This is a genomic window from Paenarthrobacter sp. OM7 (assembly GCF_029873575.1).
Taxonomy (GTDB): domain Bacteria; phylum Actinomycetota; class Actinomycetes; order Actinomycetales; family Micrococcaceae; genus Arthrobacter.
On sequence record NZ_CP123579.1, the window covers coordinates 1,036,413 to 1,054,935 of the forward strand.

Here is an 18,523-nt window from a genome sequence, read left to right on the forward strand (position 1 = left end):
CGAGTTCGTCTCACCGTGTGTCAGTCGTCGGCGTCCGGGTATTCGTCCTCGTCTTCATCGTCGTATCGGCCGGATTCCTCCACCTCGACCTCAAGGATCTTCAGCAGCTCCGTATCCGGGTTCAGCATGATGGCAGCCTCGTCGCGACGGTGTTGCAGCACAGTGTCCAGGTAGGACTGAACCGTCTCTGCCAAGGGGACGTACCTGTCCTGTTTCTGGCTCATGTACCAGCGATGCTCCAGGACCTCGTGCACCACTTCCGCGGGCTCCAGCTTTCCGGCCAGGTGCCGTGGAATGGAACGGACTATGGGCTCAAAGATCTGGCTGACCCAAATGTGGGCGCTGATTTCCTCGTCCAGGTCCGGGTTGTTGTCCGCCCGGAATTGGTCCATGTCGTTCAAGAGCCGGCGGGCCTGGTTCTCTTGGGCGTCCAACCCGGTCAGGCGCAGCAAGCGACGCTGGTGGTGGCCGGCGTCGACCACTTTGGGCTGGAGCTGGATGGTGGAGCCGTCCGCCGTGGTCTTGATGGCGTATTCCTCCACGTCGAAGCCCAGCTCGTTGAGGCGCCGGATACGGGCAGCCACGCGCCACCTTTCTCCCAGTTCGAAGGACTCCTTCTCGGTCAGCTCTGTCCAGAGCCGGCGGTAGCTGTCCATGATCAGCTCGCTGGTGGCGACTGGGTCCACTTTCTCTTCGATGAGCCCGCCGTCCAGCAGGTCCATCAGTTCACCAGCGATGTTCACGCGGGCGATTTCGAGGTCGTATTCACGTTGGCCCATGGAGAGGTCCGGATAGAGCTCGCCCGTTTCGGCGTCCACCAAATAAGCGGCAAAGGCCCCGGCATCACGGCGGAACAACGTGTTGGACAGCGAAACGTCGCCCCAGTAGAAGCCCACAAGATGCAAGCGGACCAGCAGCAGTGCCTGCGCGTCAATGAGCCGGGTCAGGGTGTCCTTGCGGAGCATCTGCGAGAACAACGCGCGGTACGGCATGGAGAACTTGAGGTGCCGGGTCACCAGCACAGGGTTCAGCGGCCGGCCATCCGCGGTGGTGCGTCCTGTGATCACAGCAACCGGCTCCACGCACGGAACATCCAGCCGGGCCAGCTTCCGCAGCATGTGGTATTCGTGGCGGGCCACGTGCTCGGAGGTTTCCTTGATGGCGATGACCGAACCACCCAAGTGCGCGAAACGCACAATGTGCCGCGAAATACCGCGGGGGAGCGCCGCAAGGTTCTCCGCCGGCCAATCCTCCAAAGCGATGTGCCACGGAAGATCCAGCAGTTCAGGATCGGCCGAAGCCGCCGTGATGTTCAGGGAACCGATGACGCTCGCGGGCGGTGCCGTGTCCTGCGCACTCGCCGCTTCAGTGCGGGGGAGCTTGCCGATCTGCCCGTAGTCGGTAGGTTCGTCGTGCCACTGGGCTCCGTTTTGCTCGCTCATGCCTCAATTGTTCCGTACTCGGGGGTGGAAGACGTTCCGGCTTCCGGGAACGGCCACTTCGAGGTGGCTGACCACTCGACGTCGGGTGCGGCCTGGAAGGCGACGCCTTGGTGGGCGAGCCGCTCGCCCAAGGCGCCCAGACGACGTCGGAAGTCACCTGCGTTGCGGACTTCCTGGCCTGACCACGCGACTTCCGCCAAGGAAACAGCCCGGGGGTAGAGGAGCCACTGCGCTTGCTCGTTGTTCCGTACGGTTTCTGTCCACAGGGGTCCTTCGACGCCGAGGACCTGGTGGTCCTTGAGGCCGCCCTGTGCGGGATCCCAGTTGTAGTACTCGGACCAGGTGAAGGGCCCGCCTTCCACCCATTCGAGCCCAATGGGGCTGTCAGAGGCATATTTTTGGTCCAGGTATGTCGTGGCGGCGGGAGACATGATCACCTTTGCGCCGCTTTCTTCGGCCTGCCGGACCACCGGGGCGAAATCACCGTGCCAATACTGGATGACGGCACCTTCCGGGAGTTCGACGGCGGCGAATTCGTTCCAGCCCACCACCGTCTTGCCGGTTTCGGCACCGATCCGGACGAACTGCTGCACCATGGCCACGTAGTCGTCATGGTGGGTGACCTTCGCTTCGTCGCCGCCGATATGGAGGTACGGGCCTGCCGTGATGGCGGCGAGTTGGCCAAGGACCTCGCGGACAAACTCGTACGTAGCGGGCAGATCTGCCGATAAAGTGGACCAGCCCACCTCGGCGGTGGTGCTCATGGGCTTGGCTTGGCCGTCAGGGTTGAGCTGTGGAATGGCGGCGAGGGCGGCGTTGACGTGGCCGGGGAGGTCGATTTCCGGCACTACCAGCACGTTTTTGGTGGCCGCGTAAGCCTGGATATCCCTGAAGTCCTGCTGGGTGTAGAAGCCGGAGTTGCCGCGGGGAGGCGTGGCGGTGGAGACCTCAACCGCGCCTTCGCCGCCCACCTCGGTCAGCTTGCGGTAGGGCAACCCCAAAGGATTACCGGCAGCCCCGGGATCGTGGATTTCGATGCGCCACGCTTGATCGTCCGTGAGGTGCAGGTGGAGGGCGTTCAGCTTGAACTCGGCCATGACGTCGATCTGTGCCTTGACCTCCTCCACCGTGAAGAAGCTGCGGGCAACGTCCAGCATCAGACCGCGGTACTGGAACCGCGGCGCGTCGGCGATGTCGACGGCGGGAATCACCCATTCGGCGTCGCTTGCGTCCGCCTTCTCAAGGGACGCAGGAAACAGCTGACGGAGCGTCTGCACCCCGTTGAAGAGTCCAACACTGGTGGCGGCTGTGAGCCTGACGCCAGCCTCGGTGACATTGAGCGCGTACGCTTCCGGGCCGCCGTCGAACGCTTCCGAGAACTCAAGGGAGATGTCACCGGGGCGGGTGGCCTCAACGATGGGCAGTTCGAAACCGGTGCCGGCGCGCAGCAACGAGGCCAACTGTTCTGCGAGCTGCGTGGCTGGGGCTGTGGCGCTGATCCGTGCTGTGGGGGCAAGTGTGAAGGCAGGGCTGTCCAGGAGTGCGACGTGGGAGGGGCGGGGGATCAAGGTGTCCGTCGTGTTCATGCCATTCTTTCGCAGGAGTTAGGTTAACGCGAGAGCGGCCCGACCTGGAGGGGTCGGGCCGCATTCATGCGGAGTTATGTGACTGCCGGTGGGACTAGTCGCCCAGGCGGAGGCCGGTCTTGGTGTCGAACAGGTGCACGTGGCCGGACTGCGGACGAACGAAGATGGACTCGCCCTTCATCGGGGGGCGACGACCGTCGACGCGTGCAACGATGTCGTGGCTCTTGCCATCGAGGATGGTGTGGCCGTACACGTAAGCGTCGGCGCCGAGTTCTTCGACGACGTCAACCTCAACCTGGAGGCCTTCGCCGTTGCCGACGGTCTCAAGGTCTTCCGGACGCGAACCAACGGTGACGGTCTGGCCGTGAGCCTCTTCGAGGATGTTGCGCGGCACGGGGTAAACCGTTCCACCGAACTGGACACCGCCGTCGACTACCGGCAGTTCCAGCAGGTTCATGGCAGGGGAGCCGATGAAGCCTGCAACGAAGACGTTCTGCGGGCGGTCGTACAGGTTGCGCGGGGTGTCAACCTGCTGGAGCAGACCGTCCTTCAGCACTGCGACGCGGTCGCCCATGGTCATGGCCTCAACCTGGTCGTGCGTCACGTAAACGGTGGTGACACCGAGGCGGCGGGTCAGGGATGCGATCTGCGTACGGGTCTGGACGCGAAGCTTGGCGTCAAGGTTGGACAGCGGCTCATCCATGAGGAAGACCTGCGGGTTACGGACGATTGCACGACCCATGGCAACACGCTGGCGCTGACCACCGGAGAGAGCCTTCGGCTTGCGGTCCAGGTACTGCTCAAGGTCGAGAAGCTTGGCGGCTTCGCGAACACGCTCGGCGCGCTCTTCCTTGGAGACGCCGGCGATCTTCAGGGCGAAGCCCATGTTGTCGGCAACGGTCATGTGCGGGTACAAGGCGTAGTTCTGGAAGACCATTGCAATGTCGCGGTCCTTCGGCGGAACGTCGGTGACGTCGCGGTCGCCAATCAGGATGCGGCCGGCGTTGACGTCCTCAAGGCCTGCGAGCATGCGCAGCGAGGTGGACTTACCGCAACCGGAGGGTCCAACGAGGACCAGGAATTCGCCATCGGCGATGTCGATGTTGAGCTTATCGACGGCGGGCTTATCTGTGCCCGGGTACAGACGCGTAGCGTTATCAAAAGTAACTGTAGCCACAGTTATCAATCCCTTCACCGGCAGGTACGTGCCGGACGATCCGTTGTGAATGGTTCATTTTCTTCAGTTGAACTCCCCGGCCAATGGCCGGGGAGGATCATGTGACGTCGCACGGTACTGTGCGTCACATCACATCCAAGAGTATGTCAGACTCTTGGACTTACTGCCTAACTGTTACAAACATCACATGTACCCATGGTCACACGCTAAGCCTCGGCGGTGACCTTCCGGCGCTCCCTTAGGAGGGCTTCCAGCAACTCCGCCACGTGTACCGGCGCCTCCACCCTGTACTGGGCCTGAGTGAAGTCCAAGCCAACCTTGATGCCCACATCATCGCCCAGGAGCCGGCCCAACGCGTCCTCATCGGTGACGTCGTCACCTGCGAACAGGATGGCAGTGGCGCCGGTTGCCTGACGCAGGAACTCAACGGCCTCGCCCTTGGAGGCGTGAACCACGGACGTCTCCAGCACACGTTTGCCCGTTTTGAGGTAGACGCCCGGATGCTCCCGGAGCACCCGCATGGCGGCCTCGACGGCGTCTTCCGCGACGTCGTCGTCGGCCATCCTCGTGTGGAGGACGACGCCGGCGGGCTTGTCTTCGAGCAACGTCCCCGGAGCGATGTTCACGATTTCCGCGAGGACCTCACGCACCGAGGCCAATTTGCTGCGCTGCTCATCGTCCAGTTCCAGGCCAAGGGATCCTTCGCCGAGCCACACTTCAGCCCCATGGCTGCCGATCAGCAGCGTGTCTGCCGGAGGTGAAGCGACCAGCCGCAGGCTGTCCAGGGCCCTGCCTGAGATGAGTGCCGTCGTCGTGCGCGGAAGTTCGGCGAGGCTCGCCAATGCGGCAGCCGAGCGGGGCAGGGGGCGGGCATCCTCCGCCCGGTCCACGATGGGGGAGAGCGTGCCATCGAAATCGAGGGCTACCAACAGATGCTCCGTGCCGGAAATGCGCCGGACTGCTTCAAGCAACTCCGGTGACAGGGAAAGACTCTCAGCTGTCATCGCGCACCACCTTCTCTTCCAGTGCGGCCAGGAACTCCGCCGACCAGTGATCGACGTCGTGATCCAGAATTTGCTTGCGCATCAGCTTCATGCGGCGGCGCGCTTCCTTGGCTGGCATGTTGATGGCACGCAGAACGGTGGACTTGAGTCCGTCGATGTCGTGCGGGTTGATCAGGAGCGCCTGTTTGAGTTGGTCGGCAGCGCCGGCGAATTCACTCAGGACCAACGCGCCGTCATCCTCGGAACGGGCCGTGACGTACTCCTTGGCCACCAGGTTCATGCCGTCGCGCAGCGCGGTGACCAGCATGACGTCCGCAGCGAGGTACAGCGCCACCATTTCTTCCACCGGGTAGCTGTGGTGCAGGTAGCGGACCGCAGTGTTCTGGATGGTGTCGTAGGTGCCGTTGATGTGGCCCACGGTGCCTTCGATCTCCTCGCGGAGCAGTCTGTACTGTTCAACCCGTTCCCGGCTGGGGCTGGCCACCTGAATCAGGGTGGCGTCCTCCACCTTGATGTGGCCGTCCGCCAGGAGTTCCTCGAAAGCCTTGAGCCGGTGCCTGATGCCCTTGGTGTAGTCCAGGCGGTCCACGCCCAGGAGGATGGTCTTCGGATTGCCGAGGTCCTTGCGGATCTGCTGTGCGCGCTGGATGATCTCAGGCTTGGACGCGAGCTCGCGGATCTGGGCAACGTCGATGGAGATCGGGAAGGCCTGCGCCCTGGCAATGTGCGTGACCTCGCCGTCGGGACCCTTGACGTGCACCTGCTGCTGCTTGACGCTGGCGCCCAGGAAGCGGCGGGCTGAACGCATGAAGTTGCCGGCGTCGCTGGGCCGCTGGAAGCCCAGGAGGTCCGCGCCAAGCAGGCCGTCAATGATTTCACGGCGCCACGGCAGTTGCGCGAAGATCTCCGGCGGCGGGAAGGGGATGTGGTTGAAGAAACCGATTTTGAGGTCCGGCCGGGTTTCGCGCAGCAGGCGGGGAACCAACTGGAGTTGGTAGTCCTGCACCCACACGGTGGCTCCGTCGGCGGCATGGCGGGTCACGGCGTCGGCGAACTTCCGGTTGACCTTGCGGTAGGAATCCCACCACGTACGGTGGAACTCCGGCGGCGCAATGACGTCGTGATAAAGCGGCCAAATGGTCGCGTTGGAGAAGCCTTCGTAGAACAGCTCGACATCGTCGCTGCTCAACTGGACCGGTATGAGGTCCATACCTTCATGGCTGAACGGGCGCACCGTCTCGTCCGGTGCGCCATGCCAACCCACCCACGCGCCGTCGGACTTCGTCATCATTGGCGCCAGCGCCGTTACGAGACCGCCGGGCGAACGCCGCCAACCGTCGCTGCCATGTCCGTTGTCATCGCTGATGCGGTCAACGGGCAGCCTGTTGGAGACCACCATGAAGTCGAACTTGGTTGCCGTGGGCTTCTTGACGGGAGAAGCCCGAACGCCTTCTTCGGTCTTGAGTTTCTCGCTTGCCAAATCCTGCATTAATGCTCCCTGGGGTTGCTGTGACTCAACTCCCAGCCTACTAGCGGAATCTTCCATGGCACTTGATCGTTCAACAACCGGGCAAGGGGTCTGCGCCAGATCTTCAAGTTTGCTCCCGTAAACTGACCCCGTTGCCCTAGCTATGCCCTTTGACGTCGAATACCCCGAGGAACTGATGAGCCCCGCAAACGAACAACGCCTGTCCAAGGCTGAACGCACCGCCCAGGCACGGGAAAAGGCGCGCGCAATCCGTGAAGAGCAGCTGAAGAAGGACAAGCGCAACAAGCTTTTGGTCGGCTGGGGCATTGTGGTTGCCGTTGTGGTCATCATCGCCTTGGTGGCGTTCGTGGTCATCGGCCAAGCGCAGAACAACGCACCTATCGCCGATCAGGGCCCGACGCCGGCCAACGGCAACGTCCACGGCGGCGTGACGCTGCTCGCCAACAGTGAAGTTGTTAAGTCGGAGCCGGCCACCGTCAACGTTGCCGACGTACCCAGCCCTGCAGCTACCCCGCCTGCCACCGTGACGGTGCCTGGCGGCGAAGCCGAAGCCGGCAAGCCCGTCAAGGTCATTGCCTACATCGACTTCATCTGCCCCGTCTGCAAGCGGTTCGAGACCACTTACGGAGAGTCGCTGACCAATCTCCGCAATGAGGGCAAGATCTCCCTTGAATATCGTCCCCTCGGCTTCCTGGACCGCCAGTCCACTACCAACTACTCCTCCCGCGCGGCCAACGCTGCTGCGTGCGTAGTGAACTCATCCCCGGAAAAGTACGCGGACTTCTTCAACTTGCTCTTCGAGCGCCAGCCGGCTGAAGGCGGAGCGGGCATCTCCGACAACGACCTGAAGAAAATGGCCACCGAGGTTGGTGCGGCCAACATCGACACCTGCGTTGACAGCAAGCAGTTCCGTCCGTGGGTGAAGGTCGCCACGCAGGAAGCTGCGGCAGTAGGCATCACCGGCACTCCCACCGTGTTCATTGACGGCAAGCAGTGGGACGGCAGCACCGATCTGAACGCTGAAATCCAGACGGCCGTTGACGCCAAGGGCTAGTAGCCCCCGCTGAATGCACGACGGCGGCCGGTCACCCTTGTTCCTGGGTGGCCGGCCGCTGTTGTACCGCTTGGTTCCGGCTTGGTCCCGGCGAATTTCGTTGACGGGGATGGTCTGGGCTAACCTTATCTAGCGCTCTTTCGCGCTGTGCTTCGGGTAACCGGAGCGTGCCTCCTTAGCTCAGTTGGCCAGAGCACCGCTCTTGTAAAGCGGGGGTCGTCGGTTCGAATCCGACAGGGGGCTCCACGAACCCCTCCATTCCGGCGATTTTTCCGGGATGGAGGGGTTTTTGTGTCGGGTTTTGGGCGCGACGCACGACTGTTGTTGCAGGAATCAGACTTCAGCAACAACGAGTCCGGGCGGACCCAGGCGCTGAACGGCGTCGAATTCGGCGCTGGCGGCGAACAGCGCTACTCCAAGAGGCGTCTCACATGGATGGATTATTTGGCCTCACCAGGTCCGCGGCAACACTGAAAGCGGCTGGAAGGTGCTACTTTCGGACGCTGATCACCGGTGCAGTCTTCTGACGAAGCTGCATCAGGCCGGCGACAGTCAGCCCGGCAGTAAGCGCCAGGGCCGCTACCCACAGTGTGAGGCCGGTGAGGTCGTGGATGGCCATTTGGGGGAGCCGTCGATCAGGCACGGCGATCACGCCAATGAAGGCGCCGACGAGGCCGAAGTAGCTTCCGGTCATAAACCGCTGATGCGCCCGGATGTTGCCGCGGCGGACGGTCACCAGGCCCATCGTCAGGGTGCAGAACGTCAGCACGGACAGGGCGTGAAGCCAGTTGAATCCGCCGTCGATGGTCCGGATCCCGAACGAGGTGAGGACCACGACATACATGGCCACCGCCCAGATGCGCCCCAGGATTTTGTGCGCTGCGCTGCCTTTGTTGCGGCGGAGCAGGTTGACGGCGCCGAAGATCAGGGCGTAGCCCGCTGCGATGGCGTGCAGAGCGATCAGGAAAGTCCACGGCGAGGGCATACGGCCAGCCTAGCGAATTCGGAAGTGACTATCGGGCTGTGGCAGCGTGGACGATCGTTGATCAAGGGACAATCGGGACGGGCCCTCCGGCCCTACCGCATCGCCGGCGGCCAGCAGTTGAAGTGCTTCCGCGGCCGGCGTCCCCGGGTCCGCAGCGTACATGAGGATCCTGTGCCCGGACTCGTCGGGCGGTGTGAGGACCTCGAAATTCAGCTCCAGGTCACCTACTTCGGGGTGGTGCATATGCTTCAACCCGGACATGCAGTTCTCAACGGGGTGCCGAGCCCATAATTTCGCGAACTCCTCACTCTTCAAGGTGAGCTCACCCACCAAGGAAGCGAGTTCAGGGTCATCTGTGGCCCGGCCGGCGACGAGCCGTAGTGATGACACCGCACGCGTGGCTTCCTCCAGCCAGCGTGGGTAAAGTTCGCGGGTGTGCTGGTCAAGGAACAACAAACGAGTCATGTTTGGCCTTGTTGCAGCCGACTTCGGTGCGTCGTAGTCCAAGTGCCCTGCAACCAATCGATGACCGAGCCGGTTCCAGGCAAGCACCTCGCTGCGGCGTCCCAGCACGATGGCGGGGGTGCTCGACATTGACTGAATCAGGCGGAGCGTCCCGGTCCTGGCCTTGTCCGGCTTCGTCACAGTGCGGCGTTTGGTGGTGCGGGCCCGGGCAAGATTGAACAGGTGGGCTCGCTCGTCAGTGTTGAGATTCAGGGCCCGGGCGATCGCATCAATGATGGCATCAGAAGCATTGTTACTGAGGCCCTGCTCCAGACGGGTGTAGTAGGTATTGCTGACTCCCGCGAGCATGGCCAGTTCCTCCCGCCGGAGGCCTGGTACGCGGCGGATGCCGTAATTGAGCAGGCCAACGTCTTCCGGCTGCAGAGCCGCCCTTCGGACTCGAAGGAACTCCCCAAGTTCACTCACCATAGTCATGACCACCATTCTGCCGGTCCCCACCGGCAGTGTCCTGTCCCTGTCAGGGGTAGGCAGGAGGGGGTGTGGTTCATCCGGGCACATGCGTAGACCGTTGGAGCTGTGAAGAAGCCGCCCACGGGCGGTTACAGCTCCAGCAAAGGATCACCGATATGACGACACAACCGGATGTCACCAAAGGCACCAGCCTTCCATCTGCCACCGTCCACGAACCCCAACCGGACTCGAAAAGGCAGATGACAGGCCGGCAGCGGCTGGCCCTTATTGTCCTGCTCGCAGCGAGTTTCACCCTCGCTGTTGACTTCTCCATCCTCAACGTCGCCCTCCCGGCCATCGGCACCGATGTTGGCTTCAGCCTGGAGAACCTTCAGTGGATAGCGACGTCATTCGCCCTGTGCGCTGCGGGCCTGACATTGCTGTTCGGACGTGTCGCCGATATTGCCGGACGCCGCAAAATGTTCATCATCGGCATGGCCCTGCTTGGCGCGGCGTCGCTGGCCGGCGGATTGGCTGCCGACCCGGCCTTGTTGCTCATTGCACGCGTGGGACAAGGCGTCGCGACGGCCATTGTCGTTCCCGCTGCCCTGTCCCTGTTGCTGGCATCCTTCCCGGAAGGCCCGCTGCGCGATAAGGCACTGGGACTTAACGGATCACTCATGGCCGCAGGCTTTACGACCGGCGCTATCCTCGGCGGACTGCTGACGGACCTGCTGAGCTGGCGGTGGGCGTTCTTCATCAACGTGCCTGTTGCCATCGCAGTACTGGTTATCGCTCCCATCGTCCTCGCCGAGAGCAAGCCCACCACGAAGTTGAAGCTGGACGTTCCGGGTGCTGTCACCGTTACCCTCGGCCTTCTGGCCCTTGTCTTCGGTTTGACGAACGCCGCCGAGCACTCCTGGACCAATCCATTGACTTTGGGCTCCCTCGCGGCAGCCGTCGTGTTCTTTGTTGCCTTTGTTGCGGCCGAACGCCGGGCAAACTCGCCGCTGGTACCGCTGGAGATCTTGAAGCGCTCCACTGTCGCCTGGGGCAACATCGCCGGCATCCTGGCCTTCGTCACTGAAACGTCCCTGGTGTTCTTGCTGACGCTGTACCTGCAGCAGGTTCTCGGCTACACCCCGCTCGGTGCAGGATTGGCCTTCGCGGTCCTCGGTCTCGGCACGGTACTCGGTGGCGTCCTCGGACCCAGGGTGATCGGAAAGATCGGCAACAAGAAAGCCATCGTCTACGGATTTATAGGCCAGGCCATTGCCACAGGCATCCTCGTCCTGCTCAGCGCAGACCCCGCATCCATCGGTCTGCTCCTGGTCGCCACCTTCATCGGTGGTGTAGCAAACCTTGTTGTCATCGTCGGCTTCATGGTCACTGCAACGTCCGGGCTGCCTGATGAAGAACAAGGCCTGGCCACGGGACTGGCAACCATGAGCCAGCAGATCGGCATCACCATGGGCATCCCCATTATGAGTGCCATCTTCACGGCTCAACTCCTCAGCATCGGTAACAACGAGGCCCCCGCCGTCCTCAGCGGTGTCACAACCGCCATCTGGGTCAACGCCGGCCTTTGCCTGCTCACCGCACTGGTTGTGGGCCTGTTCCTGCGCAAACCGGCGATGTCCGCCAACTAAGCCCCAGAGGCAGAAGCCCTACATCTGGCTCACGGGCAGTTCAGCGTCCCTGTCAGGGGTGTGCCCGCCCACGCGTTGGTGGAGTTGGGCACCTTGTAGTAGCCACGGATCTGGTACGTCCAGGTGCCTGAGAGGTTGCTCGTGCTTTGGACCCCTGAGCCGTAGCTCTTTCCTGAGGCCTTGCTGAGGTCGCCCGTGAACCGTACAACGCCGTCGGGGTCCATGACTTTGAGCTCGTGGTAGTTCGCGTGGGCGACGGCGGTGAAACTGCTGACGCTGATTTTGGCTTGGCCAAACCAGAGGAATGAATCGCAGGACTTCGTCACGGTGACCGTGTTGGCTGCCGGTGCCGGGATCTTTGCCGCACCGACGGCCATCGCACCTGATGCGGTGTCGTTGAACTTGGCGTGGGCCGGTGAAATGTGGACGCCCATCAGCAGGAGCATGGCGGCCAGGATGGTGGCCGGTACTTGCCAGATGATGCCTTTGCCATGCATGTGCGTGATGCCGTTCCGATAGTGCGGATGATGTGTTTCCAGTGTGCCGAACGGGCCTCAGGAAACACCTCGGTGAACACTCAAGGTCCGCTCAAGACCGAAAGAATCCCCGGTGCCGGGTCAGCGATGTGTGCGCGGCCCTGATGAGGTCGGACCGTGAAGCGAGACAGCGGTCTGTGGTCAGCCTCAGCGCGGGCAGCGCATGGGCGGCGTCGTCGAAGTGGTTTTCCCGGATCATTGATTCGATGGCCCGGCATTGGTGCTCCGTTTCCATGGCTCCCACCATGGAAGAGCTGATCTTGAGGCTAAGAACAGCGGTGGTGGTCTCCGTTGCGTCATGCTCGTCCACAGCGTGGACTATGCGTTCGACGCGCTGCGGAAGCATCGCGAGGTATTTGGCGAGGAAACGCAGTGCCGGTTCAGGGCTTCCCAGTTCCTCGGCGAGGGATTGGAGCCTGCCCAGGTCCAGTTCACCGCCTGGATTACCCGATGGCTTCATCGCGGCCTCCGGCCGTTTCCCCGGGTGTGGTCTTGGCGGGGTCTTTGGTCCAGATGGAGGCGAGCATTCCGATGGCCAGGATGGTGGGTGCGCCGTACATCAGGGTGTTCATGACGATGGGTTCGCGGAGGGCACGGATGGCGTTGCCGACTCCCGGGATGGTGGCGACATGCTTGTCCACGGTTTTGCCTTGAAGGGTGGCGATCCAAGGGTCGATGCCGTTGTTGGCGTCGCCCTTGGTTTGGACTGCCACGCCGCCGTCGGCGGTGGTGGTGATCTCGGTGATCCGGTGGGTTTCCACCCGCTGGTCTTCGACCGGTATGTGGTAGGTGATGATGTCGCCGACCTTGACGTCGGTGATGGGGGTGGGGACGGTGACGACGACGTCGCCCGGGTTGATCAGCGGGGCCATGGATCCGGTGAGCATGGTGGAGGTCTGGTAACCCAGGACGCGCGGGCCGATCGCGAGGAACAGGAACACCAACGCAGCGAGGACCAGCATGCCCACGCCGATACCCCTCACCACTTTGCCGGCAATCCGGCGGAAGGTGCCGGTAGTGCTTGCAATGGAGGCGGCCGCTGCGGGCTGCTTCACAGCGGCGGTCTCAATGACGGAAGGAACGACGGCGGCGGGTCGGGTCCCGTTCTCTGCTGCGGCAGAACGCCGGCCACGAACTGCGGGAGTGGTGATGGTGCTCAGTGCGCTCATGCCTGGCGTTCCTTTCGTGGTGTTCGACGTGCTTTCAGTCTGTCCTCCCTCGCTCAAGAGAGCGTGCGGGTAGGCCTCAAGACTTGATCAGGAAATGGCCAGGAACCGGCCGGAAGGGCATACCGGCCGGCCCCTGGGGTCTATCGGACTGACCGTTGAGGGTCAGCGGGGGTGCTACTTGGTGGTTTCGGTGCGTTGGGTGCCGGTGAAGGAGAAGGCGATGGTGGAGGTGGCGCCTTGGAAGTCGTTGTTCGCGGTGGTGGGGAATGCGGTGGTGACTTTGAGGTTGTCGGTCTTGGCCGAGGTCACGGAGGTGAGGTTGGTGAGGGCCTTGTTGGCGGTGATGACCGGGGCGGAGGCCAGGACGGTGGTCTTGGTTCCGGTGCAGTTGTAGGGGGCTGCGGTGCCGGTCCAGGCCACGGAGCAGTTTTCGATGGTCAGCTGCAGGCCGTTGGTGGCGTCCGTGGTGAGCAGGGACCCGGTGGCCCCGGCGGAGGTGGTGAGGGTGACGTTGTTCAGGTCCGAGTTGCCGGTGTTGGCCAGGGTGACGAGCTTTTCGACCTTGTCTCCGGGGAGCAGTCCTGCGATGGGGACGTTGAGGGTGTTGGCCGGGCCGGGGGCGCCCAGGGCGATGGTGACCGTGCCTACGGTGACAGCCTGCGACGCGGAGGTCGACGAGGTGAACGCACCGTAGGTTCCCATGCCGGCGACGGCGGCTGCGGTGCCGACCAGTGCGACGGAGGCGAGGATTTTGCCGGAGGTGGTCTTGAGGCTGATGGCCATCTGAGTATGGTCCTTTCGGGAGGCCACCGCGGGTCCGGCCGGCCGTTTCTTCCAGCCTCTCTGGCTGACAAGAACTACTGTGCCGGGGCTGGATCAAGAACAAATCCTGCAAACCCGCAACACTTCCTCAGGAAAACCTCAAGACTCACCCATGGCCCAAACCCGGGTCCCGGACTGTCCTCCCGGACCGCCTGGAAGAGTTGTTGTCAGACTGACGATAACTCTGCTACAGTCATTCTTGTCAGGTTGATAATAACGGATGGAAGAACGACGATGACGACACTGCTCGATTGGATGAATTCCGCAGCAATTCCCAACCTCTTCGGCAGTCCCGTGAGTTGGATCGAAGTCATCGGCTTCGTCACCGGTGCTGCATGTGTTTATGGCGTAGCCCGGCAAAAGCTTTGGAACTGGCCTGTCGGTATCCTGAACAATCTTGCGTTCATCGTGTTGTTTCTCGGAGCCGGCCTTTACGGGGAGACCGTTCTGCAAGTGATCTTCGCGGCTGTTGCCGTTTATGGCTGGTACAACTGGGTGCGGGGCAGTGCCGACACCGACAACAAGAACGACTTGCGGATCCGCGACGCCGCTGTCAAGGAGATCCTCCTTGGCGTCGGTGCCACCTTGGCCGGCACTGCTGCTGTGGCGCTGGTCCTCACGCACGGAACCGACTCCCAGGTTCCTTGGCCGGACGCTTTCGTACTGACCGCCTCACTTGTAGCAACATACGGGCAGGCCAAGAAAATCTTCCAACACTGGTATGTATGGATTCTCATCGATGTGGTCTCCATCCCGCTCTACTTCAGCCGCGGTCTGGCACTGACAGCCATCCTTTACGTCGGGTTCCTGGCCCTCTGCACCTACGGACTTATCGACTGGAAACGTGCCCGCAGCACTGAAACGCCGGTGATCCCCGAAACCATCAAGACAGGAGCATGACATGTACAAGCAGGCCATGGTCATCGGTAAGTTCTACCCGCCACACGCAGGCCACGCCCACCTGATCACCACTGCCGCAGCGCAGGCCGAAAAGGTCGCTGTCCTGGTACTGGGCACCCGCTTTGAGTCCATCAGCGTTGAAGACCGTGCCACGTGGCTTGCCGAAGAGTTTGATGGCGTCGGCGGCGTGGAGGTCATCGGTATGCGCAACGACTGCCCTGAGGATTACTACTCGGACGAAATCTGGAAGGCCCAGACCGAGCTGATGCGTCTGGCGCTGAAGTCCCACGGCGTAACCTCCATTGATGCCGTGTTCAGCTCGGAAGAATACGGCATCCAATTGGCCGGGGCCTTTGACGCTGAACACGTCCTGGTGGACCTGGCCCGGAACACCTACCCGATCAGTGGCACTCTATGCCGTGATGACCTTGGGGCGGCCTGGTCCTGCATCATCACACCCGCCCGCCAGGATATGGCAACGCGCATCATTGTGGTTGGCGCCGAGTCCACGGGCACCACCACACTGGCCAAGGCGCTGACCGAGCATTACCGGCCGCGCTTCCCCCGGCTCATGGAAGTCCCAGAATTTGGCCGCGAATACACCTACACGAAGTTCGACGAACTGCGCGCCCGGACCCCGGACGCGGAACTTCAGAACATGGTGTGGACAGCGCAGGACTTCGGCCTGATTGGCGCGCGACAGACCGATATGGAAAATGCGGCAGCTGACGCCTGTCCCTTGGTGATTGCAGACACCGACGCACTGGCGACCACGCTCTGGGAGCGGTTCTACCTGGGGGAAGGAAGTTTCGGTTCGTACCACGCTGCCGACGTTCTGCCTCGGCGTGATGTGTACCTGGTCACCGATCACGAGGGTGTGGAGTTCGAAGACGATGGGTGGCGTGAAGGCGAACACCGGCGTGCAGAAATGACTGAGTGGTTTAAAGAGACCCTAACTGAGGAAGGGCACTCCTGGATATTGGTCACGGGCGACCACGAACGGCGCATGAAAACCGCCGTCGAGATTATTGACCTGATCCTTGCCCAACGGAGCAGCCTTACTTCTCCGCCCTGGGCGACCAGGACCGTTCTGGAAGGAGTAGGGGCATGACACCCGAAACGGATTCCGCCGGGAAATTTCTGGAAAGCTACAACCCCCGGGACTATCCCTCCGTAGCCCTGACGGTGGACCTGGTGGTCTTTGCCGTCGCCCGAGGGGTGCTGAAAGTCGCTTTGGTCCGGCGGGGAGAGCACCCTTTCAAGGATGTGCTTGCCCTACCAGGAGGCTTTGTCGGCGCGGAGGAATCAGCCGGAAAAGCAGCAGAGCGTGAGCTCGCTGAAGAGACAGGTCTGGACCTCGGAAGACTGCCGGTCCATATCGAGCAGTTGGCTACCTACACGAGTCCGGATCGGGATCCCCGGATGCGCGTTGTCTCGGTGGCCCATCTGGCGCTCTTGGCTTCCAGCGGGACCTCGCTGCCAATGATCGCCGCCGGGTCCGATGCTGCCTCTGCTTGCTGGTATGCCGTCCATGACATTCTCAGAAGCGACGGGCTGGCCTTTGATCACGCCGTTATCCTGGGCGACGGCTTGGCGCGGCTGGCAGGGAAAATGGAATACACCACCGTCGCTGCCCGACTTCTGCCGGAGGAGTTCACGCTGACTCAGCTTCGCACCGTCTATGACGCCGTGTGGGAAACAACGCTGGCCGCTGGTAACTTCACCCGCAAGATGATGCCTCAGTTGACTGACACCGGCCGGAAGACCCGCGGTTCAACCGGCGGTGCCCCGGCCGCGCTGTTCACCGCCACGGACCGGCACATCCATCCGCCGCTCAAACGCTTCCCCACGGCTCCCGTCCAACCACGCCGATCGTGAGCTGATTTGCACGCCAACGGGGTCGGGTGACTGACTGGGAACGCCTACTTGGCGCTTTCCTTGCCTCGTCTTACCCTGCGGACAACGAGCCACGCAATGAAGGCGGCAAGCCCCGCGTAGACGGCGTAGTTGAGGAATCGTGAGTACTGGTCCACCAAGTGGTATTGCTTGCCGAGCAACGCGCCCAAGCCGATGAGCAGCGCGTTCCAAACTCCGGTGCCCGCGATGGTGAAGATACTGAAGGTCATCAGGTTCATGCGTTCGGCGCCGGCCGGCAGGGAGATGAGGCTGCGCACCCCGGGCAAAAGCCTGCCGAAGAAGATCGCGGACTTACCGTGGCGTTCGAACCAATCGGCGGCTTTCTCGAAATCTTCCCGATCAACCAGTGGAAGTTTCGACAGCAAGTGGATGGAGCGCTTAAGCCCTACTTTGTACCCCAACCAGTACAACAGCAGCGCTCCCACATAGGCGCCGAGAGTGCTGGTAAGGAACACCAGGAGCAGGTTGATGCTGCCCTGCTGGGTGAGGAAACCTGCCAGGGGGAGGATGACCTCGCTGGGAATCGGCGGGAATACCGTCTCCAGAAGGGTCAGCAGGCCCACACCCCATTCGCCGAGGGCCTCGATTACTTGAGCGGCGACGCCGACGATCCCGGTCAGCTCGTCGGTGGAACCACCCGTTTCCAGAGAGCCGATCAAAGCGATGTCCTTCCCAAGAGCTGACAGGTTCACAAGGGAAGCCCAGTGATGGGGGACCACTGGGCTTCCACCCTCAACGCTATTCCCATGAGCGCCTGTGGGCAATGAGCAGTTCTTTGTACAGGATTGCTAAGCCGGTGAATGCACTGCTACGGACGCCCGCTCAACCGGCGGACAGGCGATCTTCACAGCGGATTCAAGGGGAGCAGCATCCAGGCCCAGGAGCATGCGTACGCCGGCTGCGCCCAGCTCGTAATGAGGCAGTGACACTGTGGAGAGCGGCGGGCGCAGGTGGGCAGCGATGACTTCCTGGTTGTCGAAACCCACCACGGCAATGTCCTCCGGGATGGACAGCCCGTTTTCCCGCAGCCCATCGTAAAGTCCCATGGCCATACGGTCGTTGTAGCAGTACACGGCACTCACCCCAAGCGTGAGCAGGCTTTCCGTGGCCCCGTAGCCGCCTTCCTGATCAGGGTAGGCCTCCAGCACCAACGCCGGCTCAAAGGGAATTCCGGCGGCATCGAGCGCGTCTTTGTATCCCTGGAGCCGGCCATCCCTGGCCGGTGCAGGGGTGGTGGCGTTGATGAACGCGATGCGACGGTGGCCACCGCGGAGCAGGATCTCGGTTGCCGATTGTCCGCCTTGGGTCTCGTCGGGGACCACGGCGCGGGCTGCTCCGGCTTCTGGTGAAAAACAGTTGACCAGGACGAAGTCCGATTCCCGCAGGGTTTCGGGGATGTCCGTGGGGCGGTGGAACCAGGTGGAGTACAGGATGCCGCGTACTTTGTATTCCAGCATCATGGCGATCGCGTCTTTTTCGAGCTCCTGGTTGCCTTCGGTATTCGCGATCAGCAGGGCATAACCATGTTTCCAGGCTTCGTCTTGAGCGCCGTGAATGATTTGGCCAGCGAATGGTGTGGTGGCTACGCCGTCGGCAACCAGTCCGATGAACTTGGACGTGCCACTCACCAACGTTTTGGCCATGGCGTTGGGACGGTATCCCAATTGGGTGATCGCTTCGGTGACGCGTTGGCGGGTTTCGTCGGCGATCCGCGCGTTCTTCTTCTTGTTGATCACCAGCGAGACCGTGGCAGTGGACACTCCGGCCAGTTCAGCCACTTCGCGGAGGGTCACCGGATGGGCGCGGCCTGTTCTGGCAGGAACGGCGGGGGTGGCCGCGTTGCCTGACTCTCTCTCCTGCGAAATCATCTGTCCTCCA

Annotated in this window: 19 protein-coding genes and 1 tRNA gene; 7 read left to right on the forward strand and 13 right to left on the reverse strand. The window is 62.3% G+C overall.

Features of this window, described 5'->3' with window-relative positions; genetic code table 11:
* Nucleotides 1-20 precede the first annotated feature (20 nt).
* The 5 genes from QEH68_RS04825 to QEH68_RS04845 form a co-directional block, all read right to left on the reverse strand.
* Nucleotides 21-1,442 carry a DUF4032 domain-containing protein gene (locus tag QEH68_RS04825; protein WP_089593812.1) on the reverse strand — a complete coding sequence of 474 codons (1,422 nt, stop codon included), beginning with the start codon at nt 1,440-1,442 and terminating at the stop codon, nt 21-23.
* A complete protein-coding gene (locus QEH68_RS04830) occupies nt 1,439-3,028 on the reverse strand; it encodes a beta-N-acetylhexosaminidase (RefSeq protein ID WP_280626962.1) in 1,590 nt (529 codons plus the stop codon). Before QEH68_RS04830 ends, QEH68_RS04825 begins: the two co-directional genes overlap by 4 nt.
* A 94-nt stretch (nt 3,029-3,122) precedes the next feature.
* On the reverse strand, nt 3,123-4,205 hold the full coding sequence (ugpC, locus tag QEH68_RS04835; protein WP_207596410.1) for a sn-glycerol-3-phosphate ABC transporter ATP-binding protein UgpC: 1,083 nt from the start codon (nt 4,203-4,205) through the stop codon (nt 3,123-3,125).
* 206 nt (nt 4,206-4,411) lie between these two features.
* A complete protein-coding gene (gene otsB, locus QEH68_RS04840) occupies nt 4,412-5,209 on the reverse strand; it encodes a trehalose-phosphatase (protein ID WP_207596418.1) in 798 nt (265 codons plus the stop codon).
* Nucleotides 5,199-6,698 (reverse strand): trehalose-6-phosphate synthase, encoded by a 1,500-nt coding sequence (locus QEH68_RS04845; protein WP_280626965.1) that lies wholly within the window; start codon nt 6,696-6,698, stop codon nt 5,199-5,201. The genes otsB and QEH68_RS04845 overlap by 11 nt, the downstream gene beginning before the upstream one ends.
* 175 nt (nt 6,699-6,873) lie before the next feature.
* On the opposite strand from QEH68_RS04845, the gene QEH68_RS04850 reads away from it, so the two are divergent.
* The 3 genes from QEH68_RS04850 to QEH68_RS04860 all read left to right on the forward strand — a co-directional run bounded on the left by QEH68_RS04850 (nt 6,874) and on the right by QEH68_RS04860 (nt 8,226).
* Complete coding sequence (locus QEH68_RS04850; protein ID WP_207596422.1) at nt 6,874-7,752, forward strand: thioredoxin domain-containing protein; 879 nt, start codon at nt 6,874-6,876, stop codon at nt 7,750-7,752.
* Nucleotides 7,753-7,921: 169 nt separating this feature from the next.
* Nucleotides 7,922-7,998, forward strand: a tRNA-Thr gene (locus tag QEH68_RS04855).
* Between the two features lie 45 nt (nt 7,999-8,043).
* A complete protein-coding gene (locus QEH68_RS04860; RefSeq protein ID WP_280626968.1) occupies nt 8,044-8,226 on the forward strand; it encodes a hypothetical protein in 183 nt (60 codons plus the stop codon).
* 16 nt (nt 8,227-8,242) lie between these two features.
* Here QEH68_RS04860 and QEH68_RS04865 read toward each other — a convergent pair whose 3' ends face one another.
* Nucleotides 8,243-8,737 carry a DUF2306 domain-containing protein gene (locus tag QEH68_RS04865; RefSeq protein ID WP_207596425.1) on the reverse strand — a complete coding sequence of 165 codons (495 nt, stop codon included), beginning with the start codon at nt 8,735-8,737 and terminating at the stop codon, nt 8,243-8,245.
* A gap of 9 nt (nt 8,738-8,746) precedes the next feature.
* Nucleotides 8,747-9,676, reverse strand: a complete 930-nt coding sequence (locus tag QEH68_RS04870) for a helix-turn-helix transcriptional regulator (protein ID WP_280626971.1) — start codon at nt 9,674-9,676, stop codon at nt 8,747-8,749.
* Nucleotides 9,677-9,912: 236 nt separating this feature from the next.
* Here QEH68_RS04870 and QEH68_RS04875 point away from each other — a divergent pair, with 236 nt between their 5' ends.
* Nucleotides 9,913-11,301 carry an MFS transporter gene (locus QEH68_RS04875; RefSeq protein ID WP_280627974.1) on the forward strand — a complete coding sequence of 463 codons (1,389 nt, stop codon included), beginning with the start codon at nt 9,913-9,915 and terminating at the stop codon, nt 11,299-11,301.
* 29 nt (nt 11,302-11,330) lie between these two features.
* Here the strand turns inward: QEH68_RS04875 and QEH68_RS04880 are convergent, their stop codons facing one another.
* The 4 genes from QEH68_RS04880 to QEH68_RS04895 all read right to left on the reverse strand — a co-directional run bounded on the left by QEH68_RS04880 (nt 11,331) and on the right by QEH68_RS04895 (nt 13,789).
* On the reverse strand, nt 11,331-11,798 hold the full coding sequence (locus tag QEH68_RS04880) for a hypothetical protein (protein ID WP_280626972.1): 468 nt from the start codon (nt 11,796-11,798) through the stop codon (nt 11,331-11,333).
* Nucleotides 11,799-11,889: 91 nt separating this feature from the next.
* Complete coding sequence (locus QEH68_RS04885) at nt 11,890-12,297, reverse strand: Hpt domain-containing protein (protein WP_280626974.1); 408 nt, start codon at nt 12,295-12,297, stop codon at nt 11,890-11,892.
* Nucleotides 12,281-13,006 (reverse strand): signal peptidase I, encoded by a 726-nt coding sequence (locus tag QEH68_RS04890; RefSeq protein ID WP_280626976.1) that lies wholly within the window; start codon nt 13,004-13,006, stop codon nt 12,281-12,283. The genes QEH68_RS04885 and QEH68_RS04890 overlap by 17 nt, the downstream gene beginning before the upstream one ends.
* 174 nt (nt 13,007-13,180) lie before the next feature.
* A complete protein-coding gene (locus QEH68_RS04895; protein ID WP_280626978.1) occupies nt 13,181-13,789 on the reverse strand; it encodes a TasA family protein in 609 nt (202 codons plus the stop codon).
* A gap of 294 nt (nt 13,790-14,083) precedes the next feature.
* Between QEH68_RS04895 and pnuC the strand changes: the two genes are divergently transcribed.
* Genes pnuC through QEH68_RS04910 form a run of 3 tightly spaced genes read left to right on the forward strand, consistent with a single transcriptional unit; the run spans nt 14,084 to nt 16,606 of the window.
* Nucleotides 14,084-14,728, forward strand: a complete 645-nt coding sequence (pnuC, locus tag QEH68_RS04900; RefSeq protein ID WP_280626982.1) for a nicotinamide riboside transporter PnuC — start codon at nt 14,084-14,086, stop codon at nt 14,726-14,728.
* A gap of 1 nt (nt 14,729) precedes the next feature.
* A complete protein-coding gene (locus QEH68_RS04905; RefSeq protein WP_280626984.1) occupies nt 14,730-15,839 on the forward strand; it encodes an AAA family ATPase in 1,110 nt (369 codons plus the stop codon).
* Nucleotides 15,836-16,606: an NUDIX domain-containing protein gene (locus QEH68_RS04910; protein WP_280626986.1), complete on the forward strand. Its 771-nt coding sequence runs from the start codon at nt 15,836-15,838 to the stop codon at nt 16,604-16,606. Before QEH68_RS04905 ends, QEH68_RS04910 begins: the two co-directional genes overlap by 4 nt.
* A gap of 44 nt (nt 16,607-16,650) precedes the next feature.
* Here the strand turns inward: QEH68_RS04910 and QEH68_RS04915 are convergent, their stop codons facing one another.
* Both QEH68_RS04915 and QEH68_RS04920 read right to left on the reverse strand, forming a co-directional pair.
* On the reverse strand, nt 16,651-17,331 hold the full coding sequence (locus tag QEH68_RS04915; protein WP_280627975.1) for a DedA family protein: 681 nt from the start codon (nt 17,329-17,331) through the stop codon (nt 16,651-16,653).
* 102 nt (nt 17,332-17,433) lie between these two features.
* On the reverse strand, nt 17,434-18,513 hold the full coding sequence (locus QEH68_RS04920) for a LacI family DNA-binding transcriptional regulator (RefSeq protein ID WP_280626988.1): 1,080 nt from the start codon (nt 18,511-18,513) through the stop codon (nt 17,434-17,436).
* Between the last annotated feature and the right edge of the window lie 10 nt (nt 18,514-18,523).

What these genes read in the sequence shown, in the direction of transcription:
- QEH68_RS04825 (WP_089593812.1), bottom strand. Translation starts at nt 1,442, where the DNA reads ATGAGCGAGCAAAACGGAGCCCAGTGGCACGACGAACCTACCGACTAC.
- QEH68_RS04830 (WP_280626962.1), bottom strand. Translation starts at nt 3,028, where the DNA reads ATGAACACGACGGACACCTTGATCCCCCGCCCCTCCCACGTCGCACTC.
- otsB (WP_207596418.1), bottom strand. Translation starts at nt 5,209, where the DNA reads ATGACAGCTGAGAGTCTTTCCCTGTCACCGGAGTTGCTTGAAGCAGTC.
- QEH68_RS04845 (WP_280626965.1), bottom strand. Translation starts at nt 6,698, where the DNA reads ATGCAGGATTTGGCAAGCGAGAAACTCAAGACCGAAGAAGGCGTTCGG.
- QEH68_RS04850 (WP_207596422.1), top strand. Translation starts at nt 6,874, where the DNA reads ATGAGCCCCGCAAACGAACAACGCCTGTCCAAGGCTGAACGCACCGCC.
- QEH68_RS04865 (WP_207596425.1), bottom strand. Translation starts at nt 8,737, where the DNA reads ATGCCCTCGCCGTGGACTTTCCTGATCGCTCTGCACGCCATCGCAGCG.
- QEH68_RS04870 (WP_280626971.1), bottom strand. Translation starts at nt 9,676, where the DNA reads ATGACTATGGTGAGTGAACTTGGGGAGTTCCTTCGAGTCCGAAGGGCG.
- QEH68_RS04875 (WP_280627974.1), top strand. Translation starts at nt 9,913, where the DNA reads ATGACAGGCCGGCAGCGGCTGGCCCTTATTGTCCTGCTCGCAGCGAGT.
- QEH68_RS04880 (WP_280626972.1), bottom strand. Translation starts at nt 11,798, where the DNA reads ATGCATGGCAAAGGCATCATCTGGCAAGTACCGGCCACCATCCTGGCC.
- QEH68_RS04885 (WP_280626974.1), bottom strand. Translation starts at nt 12,297, where the DNA reads ATGAAGCCATCGGGTAATCCAGGCGGTGAACTGGACCTGGGCAGGCTC.
- QEH68_RS04890 (WP_280626976.1), bottom strand. Translation starts at nt 13,006, where the DNA reads ATGAGCGCACTGAGCACCATCACCACTCCCGCAGTTCGTGGCCGGCGT.
- QEH68_RS04895 (WP_280626978.1), bottom strand. Translation starts at nt 13,789, where the DNA reads ATGGCCATCAGCCTCAAGACCACCTCCGGCAAAATCCTCGCCTCCGTC.
- pnuC (WP_280626982.1), top strand. Translation starts at nt 14,084, where the DNA reads ATGAATTCCGCAGCAATTCCCAACCTCTTCGGCAGTCCCGTGAGTTGG.
- QEH68_RS04905 (WP_280626984.1), top strand. Translation starts at nt 14,730, where the DNA reads ATGTACAAGCAGGCCATGGTCATCGGTAAGTTCTACCCGCCACACGCA.
- QEH68_RS04910 (WP_280626986.1), top strand. Translation starts at nt 15,836, where the DNA reads ATGACACCCGAAACGGATTCCGCCGGGAAATTTCTGGAAAGCTACAAC.
- QEH68_RS04920 (WP_280626988.1), bottom strand. Translation starts at nt 18,513, where the DNA reads ATGATTTCGCAGGAGAGAGAGTCAGGCAACGCGGCCACCCCCGCCGTT.